The 16,952-nt window shown below is 72.3% G+C and carries 18 protein-coding genes; 13 read left to right on the top strand and 5 right to left on the bottom strand.

The features are described from left to right. Nucleotides 1-94 precede the first annotated feature (94 nt). On the bottom strand, nucleotides 95-889 hold the full coding sequence (gene hisN / locus ABD211_RS29705) for a histidinol-phosphatase (RefSeq protein ID WP_344138970.1): 795 nt from the start codon (nucleotides 887-889) through the stop codon (nucleotides 95-97). A gap of 67 nt (nucleotides 890-956) precedes the next feature. Here hisN and ABD211_RS29710 point away from each other — a divergent pair, with 67 nt between their 5' ends. Further along, on the top strand, nucleotides 957-1,502 hold the full coding sequence (locus ABD211_RS29710) for a DUF2087 domain-containing protein (RefSeq protein ID WP_344138972.1): 546 nt from the start codon (nucleotides 957-959) through the stop codon (nucleotides 1,500-1,502). A gap of 673 nt (nucleotides 1,503-2,175) precedes the next feature. Here ABD211_RS29710 and rsgA read toward each other — a convergent pair. Continuing rightward, nucleotides 2,176-3,105: a ribosome small subunit-dependent GTPase A gene (rsgA, locus tag ABD211_RS29715; RefSeq protein WP_344139034.1), complete on the bottom strand. Its 930-nt coding sequence runs from the start codon at nucleotides 3,103-3,105 to the stop codon at nucleotides 2,176-2,178. Nucleotides 3,106-3,246: 141 nt separating this feature from the next. Between rsgA and ABD211_RS29720 the strand changes: the two genes are divergently transcribed. From ABD211_RS29720 to rsrA, 5 genes are all read left to right on the top strand, one after another. Further along, on the top strand, nucleotides 3,247-3,963 hold the full coding sequence (locus tag ABD211_RS29720; RefSeq protein WP_344138974.1) for an SOS response-associated peptidase: 717 nt from the start codon (nucleotides 3,247-3,249) through the stop codon (nucleotides 3,961-3,963). 313 nt (nucleotides 3,964-4,276) lie between these two features. Continuing rightward, nucleotides 4,277-4,684 carry a WhiB family transcriptional regulator gene (locus tag ABD211_RS29725; protein WP_344138976.1) on the top strand — a complete coding sequence of 136 codons (408 nt, stop codon included), beginning with the start codon at nucleotides 4,277-4,279 and terminating at the stop codon, nucleotides 4,682-4,684. Nucleotides 4,685-4,716: 32 nt separating this feature from the next. Beyond that, nucleotides 4,717-5,319: an alpha/beta hydrolase family protein gene (locus ABD211_RS29730; protein ID WP_344138978.1), complete on the top strand. Its 603-nt coding sequence runs from the start codon at nucleotides 4,717-4,719 to the stop codon at nucleotides 5,317-5,319. A gap of 364 nt (nucleotides 5,320-5,683) precedes the next feature. Further along, nucleotides 5,684-6,319 (top strand): sigma-70 family RNA polymerase sigma factor, encoded by a 636-nt coding sequence (locus ABD211_RS29735; RefSeq protein ID WP_344139036.1) that lies wholly within the window; start codon nucleotides 5,684-5,686, stop codon nucleotides 6,317-6,319. A 4-nt stretch (nucleotides 6,320-6,323) separates the two neighbouring features. Next, the gene (rsrA, locus tag ABD211_RS29740) at nucleotides 6,324-6,599 is read left to right on the top strand and encodes a mycothiol system anti-sigma-R factor (RefSeq protein WP_344138980.1); all 276 of its coding nucleotides are present in this window, start codon (nucleotides 6,324-6,326) and stop codon (nucleotides 6,597-6,599) included. Nucleotides 6,600-6,662: 63 nt separating this feature from the next. On the opposite strand, the gene ABD211_RS33990 is transcribed toward rsrA, so the two are convergent. After that, complete coding sequence (locus tag ABD211_RS33990) at nucleotides 6,663-6,737, bottom strand: 50S ribosomal protein bL37 (RefSeq protein WP_369814844.1); 75 nt, start codon at nucleotides 6,735-6,737, stop codon at nucleotides 6,663-6,665. A 143-nt stretch (nucleotides 6,738-6,880) separates the two neighbouring features. Here ABD211_RS33990 and ABD211_RS29745 point away from each other — a divergent pair, with 143 nt between their 5' ends. From ABD211_RS29745 to ABD211_RS29760, 4 genes are all read left to right on the top strand, one after another. Next, complete coding sequence (locus ABD211_RS29745; protein WP_344138982.1) at nucleotides 6,881-7,096, top strand: biotin/lipoyl-binding carrier protein; 216 nt, start codon at nucleotides 6,881-6,883, stop codon at nucleotides 7,094-7,096. After that, a complete protein-coding gene (locus ABD211_RS29750; protein ID WP_344138984.1) occupies nucleotides 7,093-7,617 on the top strand; it encodes a GNAT family N-acetyltransferase in 525 nt (174 codons plus the stop codon). The genes ABD211_RS29745 and ABD211_RS29750 overlap by 4 nt, the downstream gene beginning before the upstream one ends. 210 nt (nucleotides 7,618-7,827) lie before the next feature. Further along, a complete protein-coding gene (locus ABD211_RS29755) occupies nucleotides 7,828-8,856 on the top strand; it encodes an SIS domain-containing protein (RefSeq protein WP_344139038.1) in 1,029 nt (342 codons plus the stop codon). 44 nt (nucleotides 8,857-8,900) lie between these two features. Next, nucleotides 8,901-10,388 (top strand): sensor histidine kinase, encoded by a 1,488-nt coding sequence (locus ABD211_RS29760; RefSeq protein WP_344138986.1) that lies wholly within the window; start codon nucleotides 8,901-8,903, stop codon nucleotides 10,386-10,388. Here ABD211_RS29760 and ABD211_RS29765 read toward each other — a convergent pair. Next, nucleotides 10,372-12,171 (bottom strand): glycosyltransferase family 39 protein, encoded by a 1,800-nt coding sequence (locus tag ABD211_RS29765; RefSeq protein WP_344138988.1) that lies wholly within the window; start codon nucleotides 12,169-12,171, stop codon nucleotides 10,372-10,374. The genes ABD211_RS29760 and ABD211_RS29765 overlap by 17 nt on opposite strands. 488 nt (nucleotides 12,172-12,659) lie before the next feature. On the opposite strand from ABD211_RS29765, the gene ABD211_RS29770 reads away from it, so the two are divergent. The 3 genes from ABD211_RS29770 to ABD211_RS29780 all read left to right on the top strand — a co-directional run bounded on the left by ABD211_RS29770 (nucleotide 12,660) and on the right by ABD211_RS29780 (nucleotide 16,066). After that, nucleotides 12,660-14,369, top strand: a complete 1,710-nt coding sequence (locus ABD211_RS29770; RefSeq protein ID WP_344138990.1) for a nitrite/sulfite reductase — start codon at nucleotides 12,660-12,662, stop codon at nucleotides 14,367-14,369. A gap of 148 nt (nucleotides 14,370-14,517) precedes the next feature. Then, nucleotides 14,518-15,270 (top strand): phosphoadenylyl-sulfate reductase, encoded by a 753-nt coding sequence (locus ABD211_RS29775; RefSeq protein WP_344138992.1) that lies wholly within the window; start codon nucleotides 14,518-14,520, stop codon nucleotides 15,268-15,270. A 13-nt stretch (nucleotides 15,271-15,283) separates the two neighbouring features. Beyond that, nucleotides 15,284-16,066 (top strand): sirohydrochlorin chelatase, encoded by a 783-nt coding sequence (locus ABD211_RS29780; protein WP_344138994.1) that lies wholly within the window; start codon nucleotides 15,284-15,286, stop codon nucleotides 16,064-16,066. A gap of 428 nt (nucleotides 16,067-16,494) precedes the next feature. On the opposite strand, the gene ABD211_RS29785 is transcribed toward ABD211_RS29780, so the two are convergent. Then, a complete protein-coding gene (locus ABD211_RS29785; protein WP_344138996.1) occupies nucleotides 16,495-16,749 on the bottom strand; it encodes a WhiB family transcriptional regulator in 255 nt (84 codons plus the stop codon). Nucleotides 16,750-16,952: the final 203 nt, after the last annotated feature.

Below are 16,952 nucleotides of genomic sequence, written 5' to 3' on the forward strand. Positions count from 1 at the left end.
CAGGTAGAACCAGCCCGTAGACATCACGCGAGGAGGATAAGGGGCCGCTTCGGCTCGCGCCGAGACACAGTCGGGCGACCGACCCTCTTCTTGGTCATGAACCGAGCCGATCAAGGATGTCGGCATGCAGCGGCCCGTTCGTGGCGATGGCGCTGCCGCCGCCCGGACCCTCGCGGCCGGCCAGGTCGGTGAAGGTTCCGCCCGCCTCGGTCACGATCGGGATCAGGGCCGCGATGTCCCAGAGCGACAGCTCAGGCTCCACCATGATGTCCACGGCACCCTCCGCCAACAGCATGTACCCGTAGAAGTCGCCGTACGCCCGGCTTCGCCAGGTTTGCCGCATGATGTCGAGCATCGCGTCCAACCTGTCCGCCTGCTCCCACGAGTTGAGCGACGAGTAGCAGAACGACGCGTCCGCCAGCCGCCTGACGCCCGACACCCTGATCGGGGTCGCGGCGTGCTGGTGGCGCCCCGCCCACGCCCCGAGGCCCTTGGCGGCCCACCAGCGGCGACCCAGCGCCGGCGCGGACACCAGGCCCACCACGACCTCGGAGCCCTCCATGAGGGCGATCAGGGTGGCCCAGATCGGCACGCCGCGCACGAAGTTCTTCGTCCCGTCGATCGGGTCGACCACCCACTGCCGCTGGCTCGGCCCGGCCGCCGCGTCGCTGCGCCCGAACTCCTCGCCGATCATGCCGTCGCGCGGCCGCGTGCGCCCCAGCGTCGACTTGATCACCTTCTCGACGGCCGTGTCCGCGTCCGAGACGGGCGTGAGGTCCGGCTTGGCGGTCACGCTCAGATCGAGCGCCCGGAACCGGGCCATCGAGATGGAATCCGCGCTGTCGGCCAGGACATGGGCCAGCGCGAGGTCGTCGGCGTAGCGGGTCACGCACGCAACCTACACGGCTTCGATCTGAAGAGGGGGTCCGGCGCGACACGCCGGTAGGCTCACCGGAATGGGACCGAACGCCGTGCTCGGACTGCTCGCGGAGGAGAGCCGGTTGCGCGCCTTCGCGGCAGTGGTGCTCGGCGCCCGCACGCCCGGCGAGGTCGCGCTCCGCGCCGACCTCAGTGCGCGGGAGGCGGTCGCCGCGATCAACCGGTTGCTCCAGGGCGGCCTGCTGACGTCCGTCGACGGCGGCCTGGTCGCGCAGGTCACCCTCTTCAAGGACACAGTCCGGGAGTACGCCGCGGCGCAGAACGCGACGCCCGCCGAACCCCTCGACCCGGACCGTGACCGCGCGGCGGTGCTGCGCGCGTTCATCGCCGACGGCCGCCTCGTCTCGATCCCGGCCGCCCGCGGCAAGCGCCGCATCATCCTGGAGCACATCGTCTCCGGCTTCGAACCGGGCGTGAAATACCCGGAGCGCGAGGTGGACGCGGTCCTGCGCGCCTGGCACCCCGACTACCCCGCTCTCCGCCGCCACCTGATCGACGAGGACCTCATGTCCCGCGCCGATGGCGTCTACTGGCGCACCGGCGGCCCCGTCCTCCCCCGCTGACCCCGCCTCCCCACCCACGCCCCGCCGGAGGCGACCCCTCGGCGGGTGGCGGGGCGTCCTGCCTAGCGAAAGGCGACCCTGTGGCGTGGCCGCGCCATCGTGACGCCGCCAAAGGGTCTCCATTGCCGGCTTGCGCGGGGTCTGCTGCGCCGAAGGCCACCTCTTGCTGGCTGGGGCCGGGGCCGGGTGGCTGCCGCGGGTGCTCGCCATATGTGCACATCTGGCGAGGTCCGCCGGCCGGCCACCCGCCAGAAGTGCGCATCTGGCGGGGCAGACGGTCCTGCGCCTCGCCAGAAGTTCACTTCTGGTGGGGTGGGCGGTCTTGCGCCTCGCCAGAAGTTCACTTCTGGTGGGGTGGGCGGTCCTGCGCCTCGCCAGAAGCTCACAGTTGGCGAGCGTGATCGCACTGTGCCCCGCCACCTGTGCACTTCTGGCGCGAGGCGGGCCGGGAAGGGCCGTCACATGTGCACTTCTGGTGGGGTCCGGGCCGCGGTGCCCCACCACCTTCGCACTTTCTGGCGCGAGGCGGGCCGCGCGGGTCATCACGCGCGCTTCTGGCGGCCCGCCCTCCCCGCTCGGCCGGCCAGCGTTTGGACCGTGAGGCGGGCTATTTCGCGCGGAATTACCTGTCTAACGGTCCAACGTCGGCCGGGCCACCGCGCGGACGGTGGGGTCAGGCGGAGGGGCGGGTGTCGCCTGTGCGGGAGGAGAGGAGGCGGCGGTAGGAGGTTAGGCGGCGGGGGTCGGCGCCGCCGGCGGCGACCAGGGCGTCCAGGCCGCAGCCGGGGGTGGTCAGGTGGTCGCAGTTGGGGGAGCAGTTGACCGAGGCGGGGAGCAGGTCCAGGAAGCCGTGCAGGACGTTCTCCGGGTCCACGTGGGCGATGCCGAACGACCGTACGCCGGGGGTGTCGACCACCCAGCCGCCGCCGGGCAGCGGCAGGGCGACCGCGGACGTGGACGTGTGGCGGCCCTTGCCGATCGCGCTGACCACGCCCACCGCCCGGTCGGCGTCGGGGCTGAGCCGGTTGACCAGCGTGGACTTGCCGACGCCCGAGTGCCCGACGAGGCAGGACAGGCGCGAGCGCAAGGCCTCGATCAACTCGTCGAGCGGCCGGTCGGGGTGGCACAGCACGTACGGCAGGTCGAGGTCGGCGTAGTAGGCGAGCACCTCCTCCGGCCCGGCGAGGTCGGCCTTGGTGAGGCAGAGCAGCGGCTCGATGTCGGCGTCGTACGCGGCGACGAGGCAGCGGTCGATGAAGCCCGTGCGGGGCGGCGGGTCGGCGAGCGCGCTGACGATGACGAGCTGCTCGGCGTTGGCCACGATGACGCGCTCCTGGCGGCCCTCGACGGTGTTCTCGTCGTCGTCCGCGCTGCGGCGCAGGATGGACGCGCGGTCGTCGATGCGCACGATGCGGGCCAGCGATCCCTCGTCGCCGGAGGTGTCGCCGACGACCGCGACCCGGTCGCCGACGACGACGCCGCGGCGGCCCAGTTCGCGGGCGCGCATGGCGGTGACCACGCGGTCACCGATGGCGCAGGTGTAGCGGCCGCGGTCGACCGCGACGACGAAGCCGTCGAGGGCGGTGTCGTGGGTGGGCCGGATGCGGGTGCGCGGGCGCGTCGAGCGTCCCGGGCGGATCCGCACGTCGTCCTCGTCGTACTCGCGCTTCTTCGGCAGTTAACCGCTCCCATCGGTGGCTCCACGGGCCTGTGTGACATTCTGCCCGGCGCTACCGTATGGGTCATGTGTGGGCGGTACGCCTCGACGCGCAGCGCGGCTGACCTGTCGGCGTTGTTCGAGGCAGCGGACGAGACCGAGGGCGCGCTGGCGCCCGACTACAACGTGGCGCCGACCGATCCGGTCGCGCTGGTGCGGCACAGCGCGCGGGCGGACGGCCGGGTGTTGTCGCTGGCCCGGTGGGGTCTCGTGCCGTCGTGGGCGAAGGACACCAAGGGCGGCGCGCGCATGATCAACGCGCGGGCGGAGACGGTGGCGACGTCGCGGGCGTTCGCGCAGTCGTTCGAGCGGCGGCGCTGCCTGGTGCCGGCCGACGGCTGGTACGAGTGGCTCAAGCGCCCGGACGGCAAGCAGCCGTACTTCATGACCCGCCCGGACGGCGGGCCGCTCGCCTTCGCGGGCCTGTGGTCGGTGTGGGGTTCCGGCGACCAGCGCCTGCTCACCATCAGCGTGATCACGGTCGCGGCGGTGGGGGACCTGGCCGCGGTGCACGACCGGATGCCACTGGTGCTGCCGCCGCAGCGGTGGGCGCAGTGGCTCGCCGCGGACGACGCGACGGGGTTGCTCATGCCGGACACGGACTGGGTCACACAACTGGAGATCCGACCCGTAGGATCCGCTGTCGGCGATGTCCGGAACGACGGTCCGGAGCTTGTTCGCGCGGCCCCCGGTCCCGCGGCCGCAGTATCTCCGGCCGTACATCAAAGTCCTTCATTGTTTTAGGGCTTAAGCACCATTTGTCCGCAGGACTTTTGGCGTAAATGCGCTCTCCTCTTGTTCGGCATGCACAGAGTGCGATACAACACAGCGCCGGCCTGGTCACATTGACAGGCCTAGCGTTGGCGTTCGCCGAGGGGGGCGGACGTCGCACAACGACCCACGGGGGAGGTGGGTAAATGACCGACGGCACAGTCCGTTTCGGTATCAGTCATGTCGACACCCCGCAGTGCGAGGTGGCGGTATGGCCGCGCGCAGCGTGGCCATCGGCTGGCTCAGTGCTCAGTCATGTCGACGCCTCGCGGAGCGAGGTGGCGTCATGACGCGCGCAAGGATGCCCCGGCCGCATGAGGTGGCGGCGGCCAGTCGTGATCCGCGGCTGCGCCGGGCGTTCGAGGAGCGCGACGACGGTCAGGCCTGGCGGGTGCGGGGGGTGTGCCGCAGCGTCGACCCGGAGGTCTTCTTTCCCGCGCCCAACGAGGCGACCGACGCCGCGGTGGCGCTCTGCCGCACGTGCGACGTGCAGGGGGCGTGCCTGGCCTGGGCGCTCGACGTGGGCGACTGTCACGGCGTCTGGGGTGGCACGACCGCGCGCGAGCGGCGGGCCATGCTGGTCGCCTGGCGGGCGGGGATGCGCGAGTCCGGGACCACGTACGACGCGCTGGAAGCGGCCCGCGCGCTCGTCGGGCCGATGAGCGCGACCCGGGAACTCGTCGGCTCCGTCTGAACCGACGCCCCCGACTGGGGGATCATCGTGGGATGACCGTCGTCCAGACCCCGCGCGGCCCGGCGGAGGCCGACTGGGTGCTGCCCGCCGGCCGCCCCACGGGCCTGCTCGTGCTCGGGCACGGGGCCGGCGGCAGCGTGGACGCGCCTGACGTGTGCGCCGTGCGCGATGCCGCGCGGGCGGGCGGCTTCGTCGTGGCCCGGGTCACCCAGCCGTACCGGGTGGCCGGCCGGCGCGCCCCGCCGGCCGCCCCGACGCTGGACGAGGCCTGGACGACGGTCGTCGCCGCGCTGCCCGAGCTCATCGGCGCGAAAGCCCGCGGGTTGCCGCTCATCGTCGGCGGCCGGTCGTCCGGCGCGCGGGTGGCCTGCCGCACCGCGCGGGCGGTCGGCGCCGTGGGCGTGGTCGCGCTGGCCTTCCCCCTGCACCCGCCGGGCCGACCGGAGGTGAGCCGCGCCGCCGAGCTCGACCCCGGCCTGCCGACCCTCGTGGTCAACGGCGACCGCGACCCGTTCGGCGTACCCGAGGCGGTCGGCGCGGTCGAGGTGACCGTGCTGGCGGGGGAGAAGCACGACCTCAAGCGGGACCCGGCGGCGGTCGGTGAGGCGGTGGCCGCCTGGCTGCGCCGCCGGTGACGCGTGTCCTGGCCCAGATTGGCCTCGTTGGACAGGGTGAACAGGTAGCTGGGACATCTCCATTACCGCGGACATCCAGGTCCGTACCCAACCTCCCAGGCCCTTCCTGGTCCCCGGCGCCCGACCGGCGTCGGGGCCAGGACGGGCGAGAGAGCGTGACATTCGTCCCGCCCGGAATGAAGGCCTGGCCCTCCCTTGTTGGACCGACCGGAACCGATCGGTGAAAGGGAGATGGGTGACGGTGAGCGCGCTGGTGCGTAGTGGGACCGCTGAGACCCGCGCGGCTCGCGGACAACGGCGTACGGCGACGCGACCGCCTTCCGCGCCGCCACCCGGGTCGGGCGTCGTATCCTCTGCGCGAGCCATAAAGAGGAGCGAACGCGTGACATCGAGCGCCGGGGTGGGCGAGCAGCGGGCCAGGTTCGAGCGGGAGGCCCTACCCTTCCTCGATCAGCTCTACGCGGCGGCGATGCGGATGACCCGCAACCCCGCCGACGCCGAGGACCTGGTCCAGGAGACCTTCCTCAAGGCGTTCGCGGCCTTCCACCAGTTCGAGCAGGGCACGAACCTGAAGGCCTGGCTCTACCGGATCCTCACGAACACCTACATCAACTCGTACCGGCGCCGCCAGCGTCAGCCCGTGCAGGCGCCGACCGAGGAGATCACCGACTGGCAGCTCGCCGAGGCGGAGTCGCACACGTCCAGCGGGCTGCGGTCCGCCGAGACGGAGGCGCTCGACCGGCTCCCGGACAGCGACGTCAAGGACGCGCTGCAGAGCCTGCCGGAGGATTTCCGGCTCGCGGTCTACCTCGCCGACGTCGAGGGCTTCTCGTACAAGGAGATCGCGGACATCATGAACACGCCGATCGGCACCGTGATGTCCCGGCTGCACCGCGGTCGGCGCAACCTGCGCCGCCTGTTGGAGAACTACGCTGCGGAGCGGGGCCTCGCGCGGACCCCGTCGGACGATCCGGCTGACCCGGCCGGCCGGGAGGTGTAAGGCTGTGAGCTGCGGCGATCCCCATGACGTCGACTGCCAGCAGGTCCTGGGCGAGGTCTACCTCTTCCTCGACCTGGAGTGCTCCGACGACCGCCGGGCGGTGATCAGCGAACACCTCGACGAGTGCTCGCCGTGCCTGCGCGAGTACGGCATCGAGCAGGAGGTCAAGGCCCTCGTCAACCGCTGTTGCGGGGGCGACCAGGCGCCGGTGGAGTTGCGCGAGAAGCTGCGCGCCAGGCTGGCGGCGCTGGTCGTCGAGACGACCTACGAGCGCGGCTGAAGATCTTTCTCCGGGTACGCCCAGGGGGCCCGGCCGCGTCGCGACGGACCCCCGCGCGGCGACTCAGGAGTTGGGGCGCTTGCCGTGGTTGGCGGCGCTCTTCTTCCGGGCCTTCTTCTTGCGGGACTTCTTAGCCATGAGCTTCCTCCATCAGGTGTCGGGGAATTCTACGGCGCGCGGCCGGGCGCATGGTTGAGGACCGCCGGGTTCGTGATTGGATACGTCAGCGGTCCCGTCCGGGGGAGCGCGAAGCATAGTCACGTGCCCAGAAAGGGACACCCATGGCCGACGAGATCCGCGCCGAGATGGTCGCCAACGTGTGGAAGGTCGTCAAGGCCGTCGGTGACGAGGTCGCCGAGGGCGACACGCTGGTCATCCTCGAGTCCATGAAGATGGAGATCCCGGTCGTGGCCGAGTCGGACGGCACCATCACCGAGCTGGCCGTCGCCGAGGGCGACGTGGTCCAGGAGGGCGACCTCATCGCCACGGTGGAGTGACCACGGTCTCCCCTCACATCGTCGTCCGGCCCGCCGTGGCCGACGACTATGTTGACATCGCCCGGCTGACCGTCGCCGCCTACCGTGCCGACGGTCAGCTCGCGAGCGACCACGGCTACGACGCGGTCCTCGCCGACGTCGCCGGCCGCGCTGAGGCTGCCGAACTGCTCGTCGCCGTCGCCACGACGCCTTCCCGCCGGCGGGTCGTGGGCGCTGTCGCGTTCGTGCTGCCGGGCTCCGCCCTGGCCGAGCTGGCCGGGCCGGGCGAGGCGGAGTTCCGGATGCTCGCCGTCGACCCGACCGCCCAGGGCCTGGGCGTGGGCCGTGCCCTGGTGGCCGCCTGCGCCGACCGGGCCCGCTCCGCCGGCGCCCGCGCGCTGGTCATCTACGTGCGCGACTTCGCGACCCGCGCCCAGCGCCTCTACGCCGGGCTGGCCTTCGCCCGCACCCCGGCCCGCGACTGGTCCCCGTTCCCGGCCGTCACTCTCCTCGCCCTCCGCAAGGACCTCCCCAGCGCCTGACCGCCTGCTTATGGCGCCACAGCCGTGGAATCCCTGCGCGCATTCCAGGGCTATGGCGCCATCACCACACCCAAGCCGCGCTCGCGGGTGGTCGGTGGTGCTCGTTTTATTGCGGAATGGCGACCGAACGTGCAAGAGTGAGCATGAGGCGCGCAGGTTCGCGCACGAGTGGGTACAGGGGGAGTCATGGTGGAGCGTCCAGGCGCGGGCATGGCGGCCGACATCGCGGAGCAGCCGGACGTCTACGCGCGGATGCTCGACACCGTGGCCGGGCCCGTCGCGGCCGTCGCGGCGGAGATCGCGCGCCGCCGCCCGCGGCACATCGTGTTCACCGCGCGCGGCACGTCCGACCACGCCGCCCTCTACGGGGCCTACCTGGCCGAGATCCGCCTGGGGCTGCCGGCGGGGCTGGCCTCACCGTCCGCCGTCACCGTCTACGGGGCCCGGCCCGACCTGCGCGACAGCCTCGTCATCGGGGTGTCGCAGAGCGGTGGCTCGCCCGACCTGCGGGAGGTCGTCCGGGTGGCCCGCGAGCAGGGCGCGCTGACCCTCGCGGTGACCAACGCGCCCGACTCGCCGCTCGCGGAGGCGGCCGAGCTGAGCCTCGACATCGGGGCGGGGCACGAGCGGGCCGTGGCCGCCACGAAGACGTACACGGCGGAGCTGCTCGCGCTGCTGATGCTCGTCGAGGGGGTGCGGGCCGGCGCCGGCGCCCTGCCCGCCGACGAGCGGGCCGCGCTCGACGCGCTGCCGGGACTGGCCGCGGAGGCGCTCGCCGGGTCCGCGCCCGAGGAGCTCGCGGCGCGCTACCGGTTCGCCGGGCGGCTCATCACGACCGGCCGGGGGTACGCGTACCCGACGGCGCGGGAGGCGGCGCTCAAGCTCATGGAGACGTCCTACCTGCCGGCCCTGGCGTTCTCCGGCGCCGACCTGCTGCACGGCCCGCTGGCCATGGCGGACCCGGACGTGCCCGTGCTCGCCGTCGTCGGCGGCGGGCCGGCCGGCGAGTCCATGCGCGACGTGCTGGCCCGACTCGCCGACCGGCGCGCGGACGTGGTGACCATCGGCTCCCAGTCGGCCGGCGGCGTGCACCACCTGGCGACGGCCCCGGTCGACGAGCGGTACGCCCCGCTGTTGGACATCCTGCCGCTGCAGCGGCTCGCGCTGTCGCTGGCGCTCGCCCGCGGGGAGAACCCGGACAGTCCGCGTGGCCTGAAAAAGGTCACCGCCACCCGGTGACCCCCGGTCATCCCGCTGACACGTTCGTTTGACAGGCTCTGCGTGTGTCCACGCTGCGTGATCTCGTCGAGGAGCACACGACCCTCGGCCCGGCTGAGGTCGATCATCTGCACCGGCTGGCGGGCGACTGGCAGCTGATCTCCGACCTGTCGTTCGCCGACCTGTTGCTATGGGTGCCCACGGCGCACAGCCACCCCGAGTTCGTGTGCGTCGCGCAGGTGCGCCCGACCACCGCCCCGACGGCGTACCAGGACGACCACGTCGGCCGGATCATGGCCGGGCCGGAGGTCTCGCACCTGTCGATCGCGCTGCACCAGGGGCGCATCTGGCGCGAGGGCGACCCGGTCTGGTACGGCGACACCCCCGCCCGCCACGAGGCGATCCCGGTGCGCCGCCGCGACGGCTCCGACGTCATCGGCGTGGTCGGCCGCGACACGAACCTCACCACCGCGCGCACCCCCAGCCAACTGGAGATGAACTACCTGACCACGGCCGACGACCTGGCCCAGATGGTCGCCGACGGCACGTTCCCGCCGCCGCGGCACCCGGGTGAGACCACGAGCGCGCCCCGGGTCGGCGACGGGCTCATCCGGCTCGACGCCAGCGGCAAGGTGACCTACGCGAGCCCGAACGCGCAGTCGGCGTACCGCAGACTGGGCCTTGCCGCCCACCTCGTGGGTGAGGATCTCGCGGCCCTGACCAGCCGGTTGGCCAACGACCCGCTGGAGGGGAACGACGCGAGCAACCGCGTGCACGCGGCGCTGCGCGGCGACGCCCCGGCCCGCAAGGAGATCGAGGCCCGCGGCGCGACCGTGCTCATGCGGGCGCTGCCGCTCATCCCGGCCGGGGTCCCGATAGGGGCGCTGGTGCTGGTCCGCGACATCACCGAGGTCCGCCGGCGGGACCGGGAGCTGATCACCAAGGACGCCACCATCCGCGAGATCCACCACCGGGTGAAGAACAACCTGCAGACGGTCGCGGCCCTCCTGCGCCTGCAGGCCCGGCGCGTGGACACGCCCGACGCCCGGGCCGCGTTGGAGGAGTCCGTGCGCCGGGTGGCGTCGATCGCCCTCGTGCACGAGACGCTGTCGATCTCCCCGAACGAGGCGGTCGAGCTGGACGGCATCATCGACCGGGTCGCGTCGGCCGCCGCCGAGGTCGCCTCGCCCGAGTCGAAGGTGCGCCTGCACCGGGAGGGCACGTTCGGCGTGCTCCCCGCGGACATCGCCACGCCGCTGGTGATGGTGCTCAACGAGCTGCTGCTCAACGCCGTCGAGCACGGGTTCGCGCCCGGCAGCGGGGGCGAGGTGACCATCTCGGCCCACCGGTTCCGCCGCCAGCTGCACGTCAGCGTCGCCGACACCGGGCGCGGCCTGCCGGACGGCTTCGACCTGGACGCCGGCGACCGGCTCGGCCTGCAGATCGTGCGCACGCTGGCGCGTGGCGAGCTGCGCGGCTCGATCGAGATGCGGACCCGTTCCGAGGGGGGCACCGAAGCGGTGCTCGTGGTGCCGCTCAGTCCTCACCGATGATGCGGGTGGTCGGCGCGTCGGGGTCGTGCAGCGCCACCGGTTCCTGGGGCCACGCCGCCGGCTCGCCGTCGCGGACGTACAGCTTGAGGTTGCAGCCGCCGATGGTGTAGCGCTCGGCCATCGTGGTGTGCAGCCGCAGGAACTGCTCGGCGGAGCCGATGTGCGCGAGCCCTTCCGCGCCGTTCGCGCAGCGGTAGAGCCACAGCCGCTTGGTGTCGCCGATGCAGGGGGCCGCGTCCGGGCACTCCGTGTCGACGAGGGTGTTGTTGTCCTCCCGGGACTGGAACAGCAGCACGTCGCGCGGGGCGTCGGCACCCAGGTAGTACTCGATGCCGTTGCGGGTGGACCAGAGGTCCTCGACGGCGTAGATGATGCCGTCGCCGGGCTGGGCGTGCGTGCGCAGGAACTCGCTGACCAGGCGGTTGTCCGGCCCGATGTGGGCATCGTCGGCGCGCAGCTCGAACTGCGCCGGCATGGCGACGGCGGCCACCAGCACCACGGCCAGGACCGCGCGCACGCGCGTGCCGCGCAGCGCGAACGCCGCGAGCAGCACCCAGGCGACCACCGTGAACAGCACGTACCGGGGGACCCAGACGTGCGAGCCGATGGAGGCGAGCAGCAGGGCGGCCGGCGGCACGATCGCGATCGTCAGCAGCCCGGCGAGCACCCACCGCGACGCGGGCCGGGCCAGCAGCGCGATGCCCATGATCATCAGACCGGCCACCGTGGTGCCGAAGATGTCGCCGGGGGCGGCCGCCGCGACCTGCCAGTCGTACACGTGGATCCAGGCGAGCATCGCGTCGTGCTGCGGCATCGCCAGCTTGATGAGCGGGATCGCCGGCGCCACGCCCAGCGCGGCCGCGAGCGGCCACCACAGCAGGCGCCGGTCGCGGGTGGTCGACAGCCGCCAGGTCACCGCCACGGCGTGCCCGACGAGCAGCAGCAGCGCGACGATGTTGGCCAGCCCCAGCAGAGCCACGCTGGCCGCGTACGGCAGAAAGCGCCGCGGCGTGGGGCGCTCGATCGCGCGCACGAGCAGCAGCGTCGCCAGGGTCGCGAACAGCACCGCGAAGCCGTACGGGCGGGCGTCCTGGGCGTACCGGGTGATGGCGGGGACGGCCGCGAAGAGCAGGCCCGCGATGCACCCGGCGAACGGGTCGATCAGTCGCGTGCCGATCCGGGCCACGAGCGCCGCGGCGATCGTCATGGCGATCAGCGACGGGGCGCGCAGGGCCAGGTGCGAGTCGCCGAAGATCCCCATCCACCAGTGCATGAACAGGTAATACGGCGCGAGTACGCCGTCGAAGTTGGCGATCAGGGACATGATCTTCGGAACGGGGCGCTGGGCGGCGTTCCAGGTGGCCATCTCGTCCCAGCCGAGCACCGGCCGGGTGATGCCGACCCGGCCGACCACGTACATCGCGACCGCGGGCACGACCCAGGCCAGCGCCCGCCCGATGAACTGGGCGATCGCGGCGGGACGGACGTGCCGGCCGGGCGGTGGCTCCTCGGCGTCCGCCGCGGGCGCCGGCCCGGCCTCGGCGAGTGGGTCGGCGAGCGGGTCCACCTCGGTGCCGGCGAGCAGGTCGGTGCCGGCCAGGAGATCCTCGTAGCGTTCGTCGGTCTCGTCCGTCTCAGGCGCCTCGGGGGCCAGCGTGGCCGCCGTGGACGCGGCCGCCGGTTGGTCCGCCGGTGGGGTCGCCGCATCAGCGCGGAGCGAGCGGGCGTGCAGCTCCAGCTCGTCCGGGACCACGTCCCTGGACGCGGGACTGGCGTGGAGCACGGATCCATCCTCCGGGTCGTGCGCGGCCCAGACCCCCGGCCGGCGTCGGTGGCGGCCCGGTCGGCTCTCGTGGGCCAACGATCTCCTGTCAGCTCACCCTAGCGTCGTCCGATTTGGTAGACGTACTAGGCATGTGTCGATCCGCTGACAACATGCTGAAAAGCCGTCCGGGCCGAGGTCGGCAGTGGCGGTGGTCACTCTCGGGAAATGGGATGGCCGGCTCATCTGCTGGCGCCCGACGCGGCGAGCATGGGATTATGTCCGGGTGATGAACGCAGTCGTACGCCGCTTCGTGGCCCGCCGCCACGTCGATTACGGCCGCGTGCGCAGCGCCATCTGTCCGGCCGGCTGACGGCTGCCCGCCTTTCTGCTCAGCGGGCGCGCCCTTCGCCGGCGGCTGACACCGACGTCATCGCCTGCCTCCAGCCTTCACGCTGAGGCACCGGCCCGCGCGCCCTCCCGCCAGCTCCGTCAGGAGGATCGCGTCCATGTCGGTTACACCCAGCCAGTCCGCCCCCCGGCCCGCCCGCGCGGGTGCCGGTCAGGCCCGCCGCCCACGCGGTGAGGGCCAGTGGGCGCTGGGCCACCGCGAGCCGCTCAACCCGAATGAGCGCACGAAGAAGGACGACAACCCCCTCAACGTACGGGCGCGGGTTGAGACGATCTACGCCCACCGGGGTTTCGCCAGCATCGACCCGGCCGACCTGCGCGGCCGACTGCGCTGGTGGGGGCTGTACACGCAGCGCAAGCCCGGCATCGACGGCGGTCGCACGGCGGTCCTCGAGCCGCACGAGCTCGACGACGAGTACTTCATGCTCCGCGTCCGGGTCGACGGCGGTCAGCTGAGCCCCGAGCAGATGCGCGTCGTCGCCGACATCTCCACCCGCTACGCCCGCGACACCGCCGACATCACCGACCGGCAGAACATCCAGTACCACTGGATCCGCATCGAGGACATGCCGGCCATCTGGAAGGCGCTCGAGGGCGTCGGCCTGCAGACCACCGAGGCCTGCGGCGACTGCCCCCGCGTGGTGCTCGGCAGCCCGGTCGCCGGCATCAGCAAGGACGAGGTCCTCGACGCCACGCCCGCGATCGACGAGATCGTCCGCCGCTACGTGGGCGACAAGGCGTTCTCGAACCTGCCGCGCAAGTTCAAGACGACGATCTCGTGGCTGCCCGACGTGCCGTACGAGGCGAACGACGTGGCGTTCATCGGCGTCAACCACCCCGAGCACGGCCCCGGCTTCGACCTGTGGGTCGGCGGCGGCCTGTCGACCAACCCGATGCTGGCCCAGCGCCTCGGCGTCTGGGTGCCGCTCGACGAGGTCCCCGACGTGTGGGCCGGCGTGGTCGGCATCTTCCGCGACTACGGCTACCGCCGCCTGCGCCACCGCGCCCGGCTCAAGTTCCTCGTCGCCGACTGGGGCGTCGAGCGCTTCCGCGAGGTCCTCGAAGGTGAGTACCTGAACCGCAAGCTGGTCGACGGGCCGGCGCCCGAGCTGCCGGCCGAGCCGCTGGACCACATCGGCGTGCACGAGCAGAACGACGGGCGTTACTACGTCGGCGTCGCCGCCGTGGCGGGCCGGGTCTCCGGCAGCGTCCTCACCCGGGTCGCCGAGCTGGCCGAGGCCCACGGCAGCGGCCGCGTGCGCCTCACGCCGTACCAGAAGCTCCTGATCCTCGACGTGCCCAAGGACGAGGTCAACGGCCTCATCAACGGCCTGCGCGAGATCGACCTGCAGGCCGAGCCGTCGCAGTGGCGGCGGGGCACAATGGCCTGCACCGGCATCGAGTACTGCAAGCTCGCCATCGTCGAGACCAAGGCCCGCGCCGCGCAGCTGGTCGAGCACCTGGAGCAGACCCTCGGCGACCTCGACACCAGCCTGACGATCAACGTCAACGGCTGCCCCAACGCCTGCGCGCGCACGCAGGTCGCCGACATCGGCCTCAAGGGCCAGCTCGTGCCCGGCCCGGACGGCGAGATGGTGGAGGGCTTCCAGATCCACCTCGGCGGCGGCCTGGCGATGGCCAAGGGCCAGGAGGGCGGCTTCGGCCGCAAGGTCCGTGGCCTCAAGACGACCGCGGAAGAGCTTCCCGCGTACGTGGAACGGGTGGCCCGCAGCTACGTCGCCGGCCGCACGGAGAACGAGTCCTTCGCCCAGTGGGTGATCCGGGCACCTGAAGAGCAGCTCACATGAGCGAGTCGTCGGACCGGATGGTCCCTTACTACTGCCCGTACTGCGGGGGCGAGGACCTGCGTCCGCATGAGGATCAGCACGGCGCCTGGGCGTGTCGCGAATGCACCCGGGTGTTCACGGTCAAGTTCATCGGATTGGTGGTGAAGCGATGACTCTGCTGTCCGCGGTCGGCCTGCTGCCGACCCTGTCCCTGGGCGCCACCGGCGACGGACGCTCCCCTCAGGAACTGGCCGAGATCGCCGCCGAGGGCCAGGCGGCCCTCGACGGGGCCAGTGCCGAGGCCGTCATCGAGTGGGCGGTGGAGCAGTTCGGCGAGCGGTTCTGCGTGACCAGCTCGTTCGCCGACGCGGTGCTCGCGCACGTGGCGAGCCGCGTCGCCCCCGGCATCGAGGTCGTCTTCCTCGACACGGGCCTGCACTTCAACGAGACGTTGGCGGTGCGCGACCGTGTCCAGGCCACCATCCCCGTCACCGTCGTGTCGGTGCGCCCCGAGCTGACCGTCGGACAGCAGGACGCCGAGTACGGCCCGCGCCTGTTCGCGCGCAGCCCCGACGAGTGCTGCGCCATGCGCAAGGTCGAGCCGCTGGAGCGCCAGCTCGCCAGCTACGACGCCTGGGCCGCCGGCCTGCGCCGCGCCGATGGTCCGAGCCGGGCCAACACCCGCGAGGTCTCCTTCGAGGCGTCGCGCGGCAAGGTGAAGGTCGCCCCGCTCGTGAGCTGGAGCGACGAGGACGTGCAGGCCTACATCGAGCGCTACGACGTGCCGGTGAACGCGCTGCTGTCCCAGGGGTACGCGTCGGTGGGCTGCTGGCCGTGCACCCGGCGCACCAAGCCGGGCGAGGACGTGCGCGCCGGCCGCTGGGCCATGTTCGACAAGACCGAGTGCGGCCTGCACGCGTGAGCTGGCGCACCTCGTGACACCTCTGGTCATCACCGCTCACGGCAGTCCCGATCTGCGTTCGCCGGCCACCATGCGGCGGCTGGCGAGCGCGGTCGGGCAGCAGTGGCCGGGGCCGGTGGTGACCGCGTTCATCGAGTTCAACCTGCCGTCGGTGCCGGGGGTGCTGCGCGGCCTGGCCAGCCCGCGCCCGATCATCCCGGCGCCGCGCTGGCCCGAGACGGAGTCCGCCGGCCGGGCCGAACCGGAGCCCGCCGCGGTGCTCGTCCCGGCGCTGCTCACCAAGGCGTACCACGGTCGGGTGGACATTCCCGCGCTGCTGCGCGAGGCGGGGGTGCCGACCCGGGTCGCCGGCGTGCTCGGGCCCGCCGGGCCCGGCGAGGAGCCCGACCCGCTGCTGCTCGCGGCCCTGCGACGGCGCCTCGACGAGCTGTCCGGGACGTACGACGGGGTGGCGCTCATCGCGGCCGGGACGCGGGTCGAGGCGGCCCGGGAGACGGTCGGCCGGACGGCCCGGGCGCTGGGGGAGAGCCTCGGCGTGCCGTGCGAGGTGGGGTTCGCCTCGGCAGCGCCGCCCAGCGGCGGGGACGCCGTCGACGCGCTGCGCCGGCGGGGTGCCACGCGCATCGTCGCCGCGTCGTACTTCCTGGCGGCCGGGAAGCTGCACGACATCGCGGCCGGGTCGGCCCGCGCCGCCGGGGCGCTGGCGGTGTCCGGGCCGCTCGCCGACGCCCCCGAACTGGTCGACCTGATCGTCAAGCGCGCCACCGCCGCCCCCGCCCCGGTCCCGGTCGGCTAGCGGGACACTCCCGCCGCGCCACGGGCACACCGCAATTCGGAATAGGGCCGCCCATCCGGACCTATGGCGCCATAGACCCGCGCCAGACCTGGGGCGGTGTCCGGCGTGGGGAACACCGTGTCCCGCCCGGGAAGATCGCGGTTTCGAGCCGAAAACCGCTGCCACAGCGCTTTTTCGCACCAAACGCCGATCATCCAGCAGTTCCAGGGCGCAAGAGCCGATCGTGCCGCCGCGTTACCGGACGAGGCCCTCCGAGCTCCGGTGCCCGAAACCGCGACACATGATCGATCTTGGTGGCGGCGTCGGTCACCTCATTGGCTTATGAAATGCAGAAGCGCCCCGGGCCGGTTGTGGCCGAGGGCGCCTGCTGTGTGCGATTGAGCCGATTGGTGTGCGGACCCGTCGAGGACGGGGACTGCTCTTTCGGTCTAGAGGGAGTGAGCGCGGACCCGAATGCCGCCACGACGCTTGACGGTGCGTCGCTCTTCCTCGCTCATTCCGCCCCAGACGCCGGCGTCCTGGCCGCTCTCAAGCGCCCACTGCAGGCACTGATCGGTCACAGGACAGCGCCGGCAGACTGCCTTGGCCTGCTCGACTTGCAGCAGGGCGGGGCCGGACGTCCCGATAGGGAAGAACAGCTCCGGGTCCTCGTCGCGGCAGACAGCACGGTGGCGCCAGTCCATGGCGGCAACACTCCTTGATTCGTTGATTCGGTCGCGGTATTTCGTATGTCCCTTTGTCCGCGGTGCCGAACGTCAGAGCCGGGATGGCTATTCGGCGGGACCGCAGTGGCAGGCAGAGTCACCTTCACTCGGCTCGCTTGTGAATACTTTCACGAACTCACGCATTGTCAAGGGGGGATTGGACAAAAGGCCGAACAGGTGAT

Origin of the sequence: Luedemannella flava (genome assembly GCF_039528515.1) — a bacterium.
Lineage (GTDB): Bacteria > Actinomycetota > Actinomycetes > Mycobacteriales > Micromonosporaceae > Luedemannella > Luedemannella flava.

Excerpts from the sequence above, each read along its gene's own strand:
- ABD211_RS29785 (WP_344138996.1), bottom strand. The coding sequence starts at position 16,749 with ATGGACTGGCGCCACCGTGCTGTCTGCCGCGACGAGGACCCGGAGCTG.
- ABD211_RS29730 (WP_344138978.1), top strand. The coding sequence starts at position 4,717 with ATGACCGTCGTCCAGACCCCGCGCGGCCCGGCGGAGGCCGACTGGGTG.
- ABD211_RS29720 (WP_344138974.1), top strand. The coding sequence starts at position 3,247 with ATGTGTGGGCGGTACGCCTCGACGCGCAGCGCGGCTGACCTGTCGGCG.
- ABD211_RS29755 (WP_344139038.1), top strand. The coding sequence starts at position 7,828 with ATGGCGGCCGACATCGCGGAGCAGCCGGACGTCTACGCGCGGATGCTC.
- ABD211_RS29710 (WP_344138972.1), top strand. The coding sequence starts at position 957 with ATGGGACCGAACGCCGTGCTCGGACTGCTCGCGGAGGAGAGCCGGTTG.
- ABD211_RS29745 (WP_344138982.1), top strand. The coding sequence starts at position 6,881 with ATGGCCGACGAGATCCGCGCCGAGATGGTCGCCAACGTGTGGAAGGTC.
- ABD211_RS29775 (WP_344138992.1), top strand. The coding sequence starts at position 14,518 with ATGACTCTGCTGTCCGCGGTCGGCCTGCTGCCGACCCTGTCCCTGGGC.
- ABD211_RS29725 (WP_344138976.1), top strand. The coding sequence starts at position 4,277 with ATGACGCGCGCAAGGATGCCCCGGCCGCATGAGGTGGCGGCGGCCAGT.
- ABD211_RS29770 (WP_344138990.1), top strand. The coding sequence starts at position 12,660 with ATGTCGGTTACACCCAGCCAGTCCGCCCCCCGGCCCGCCCGCGCGGGT.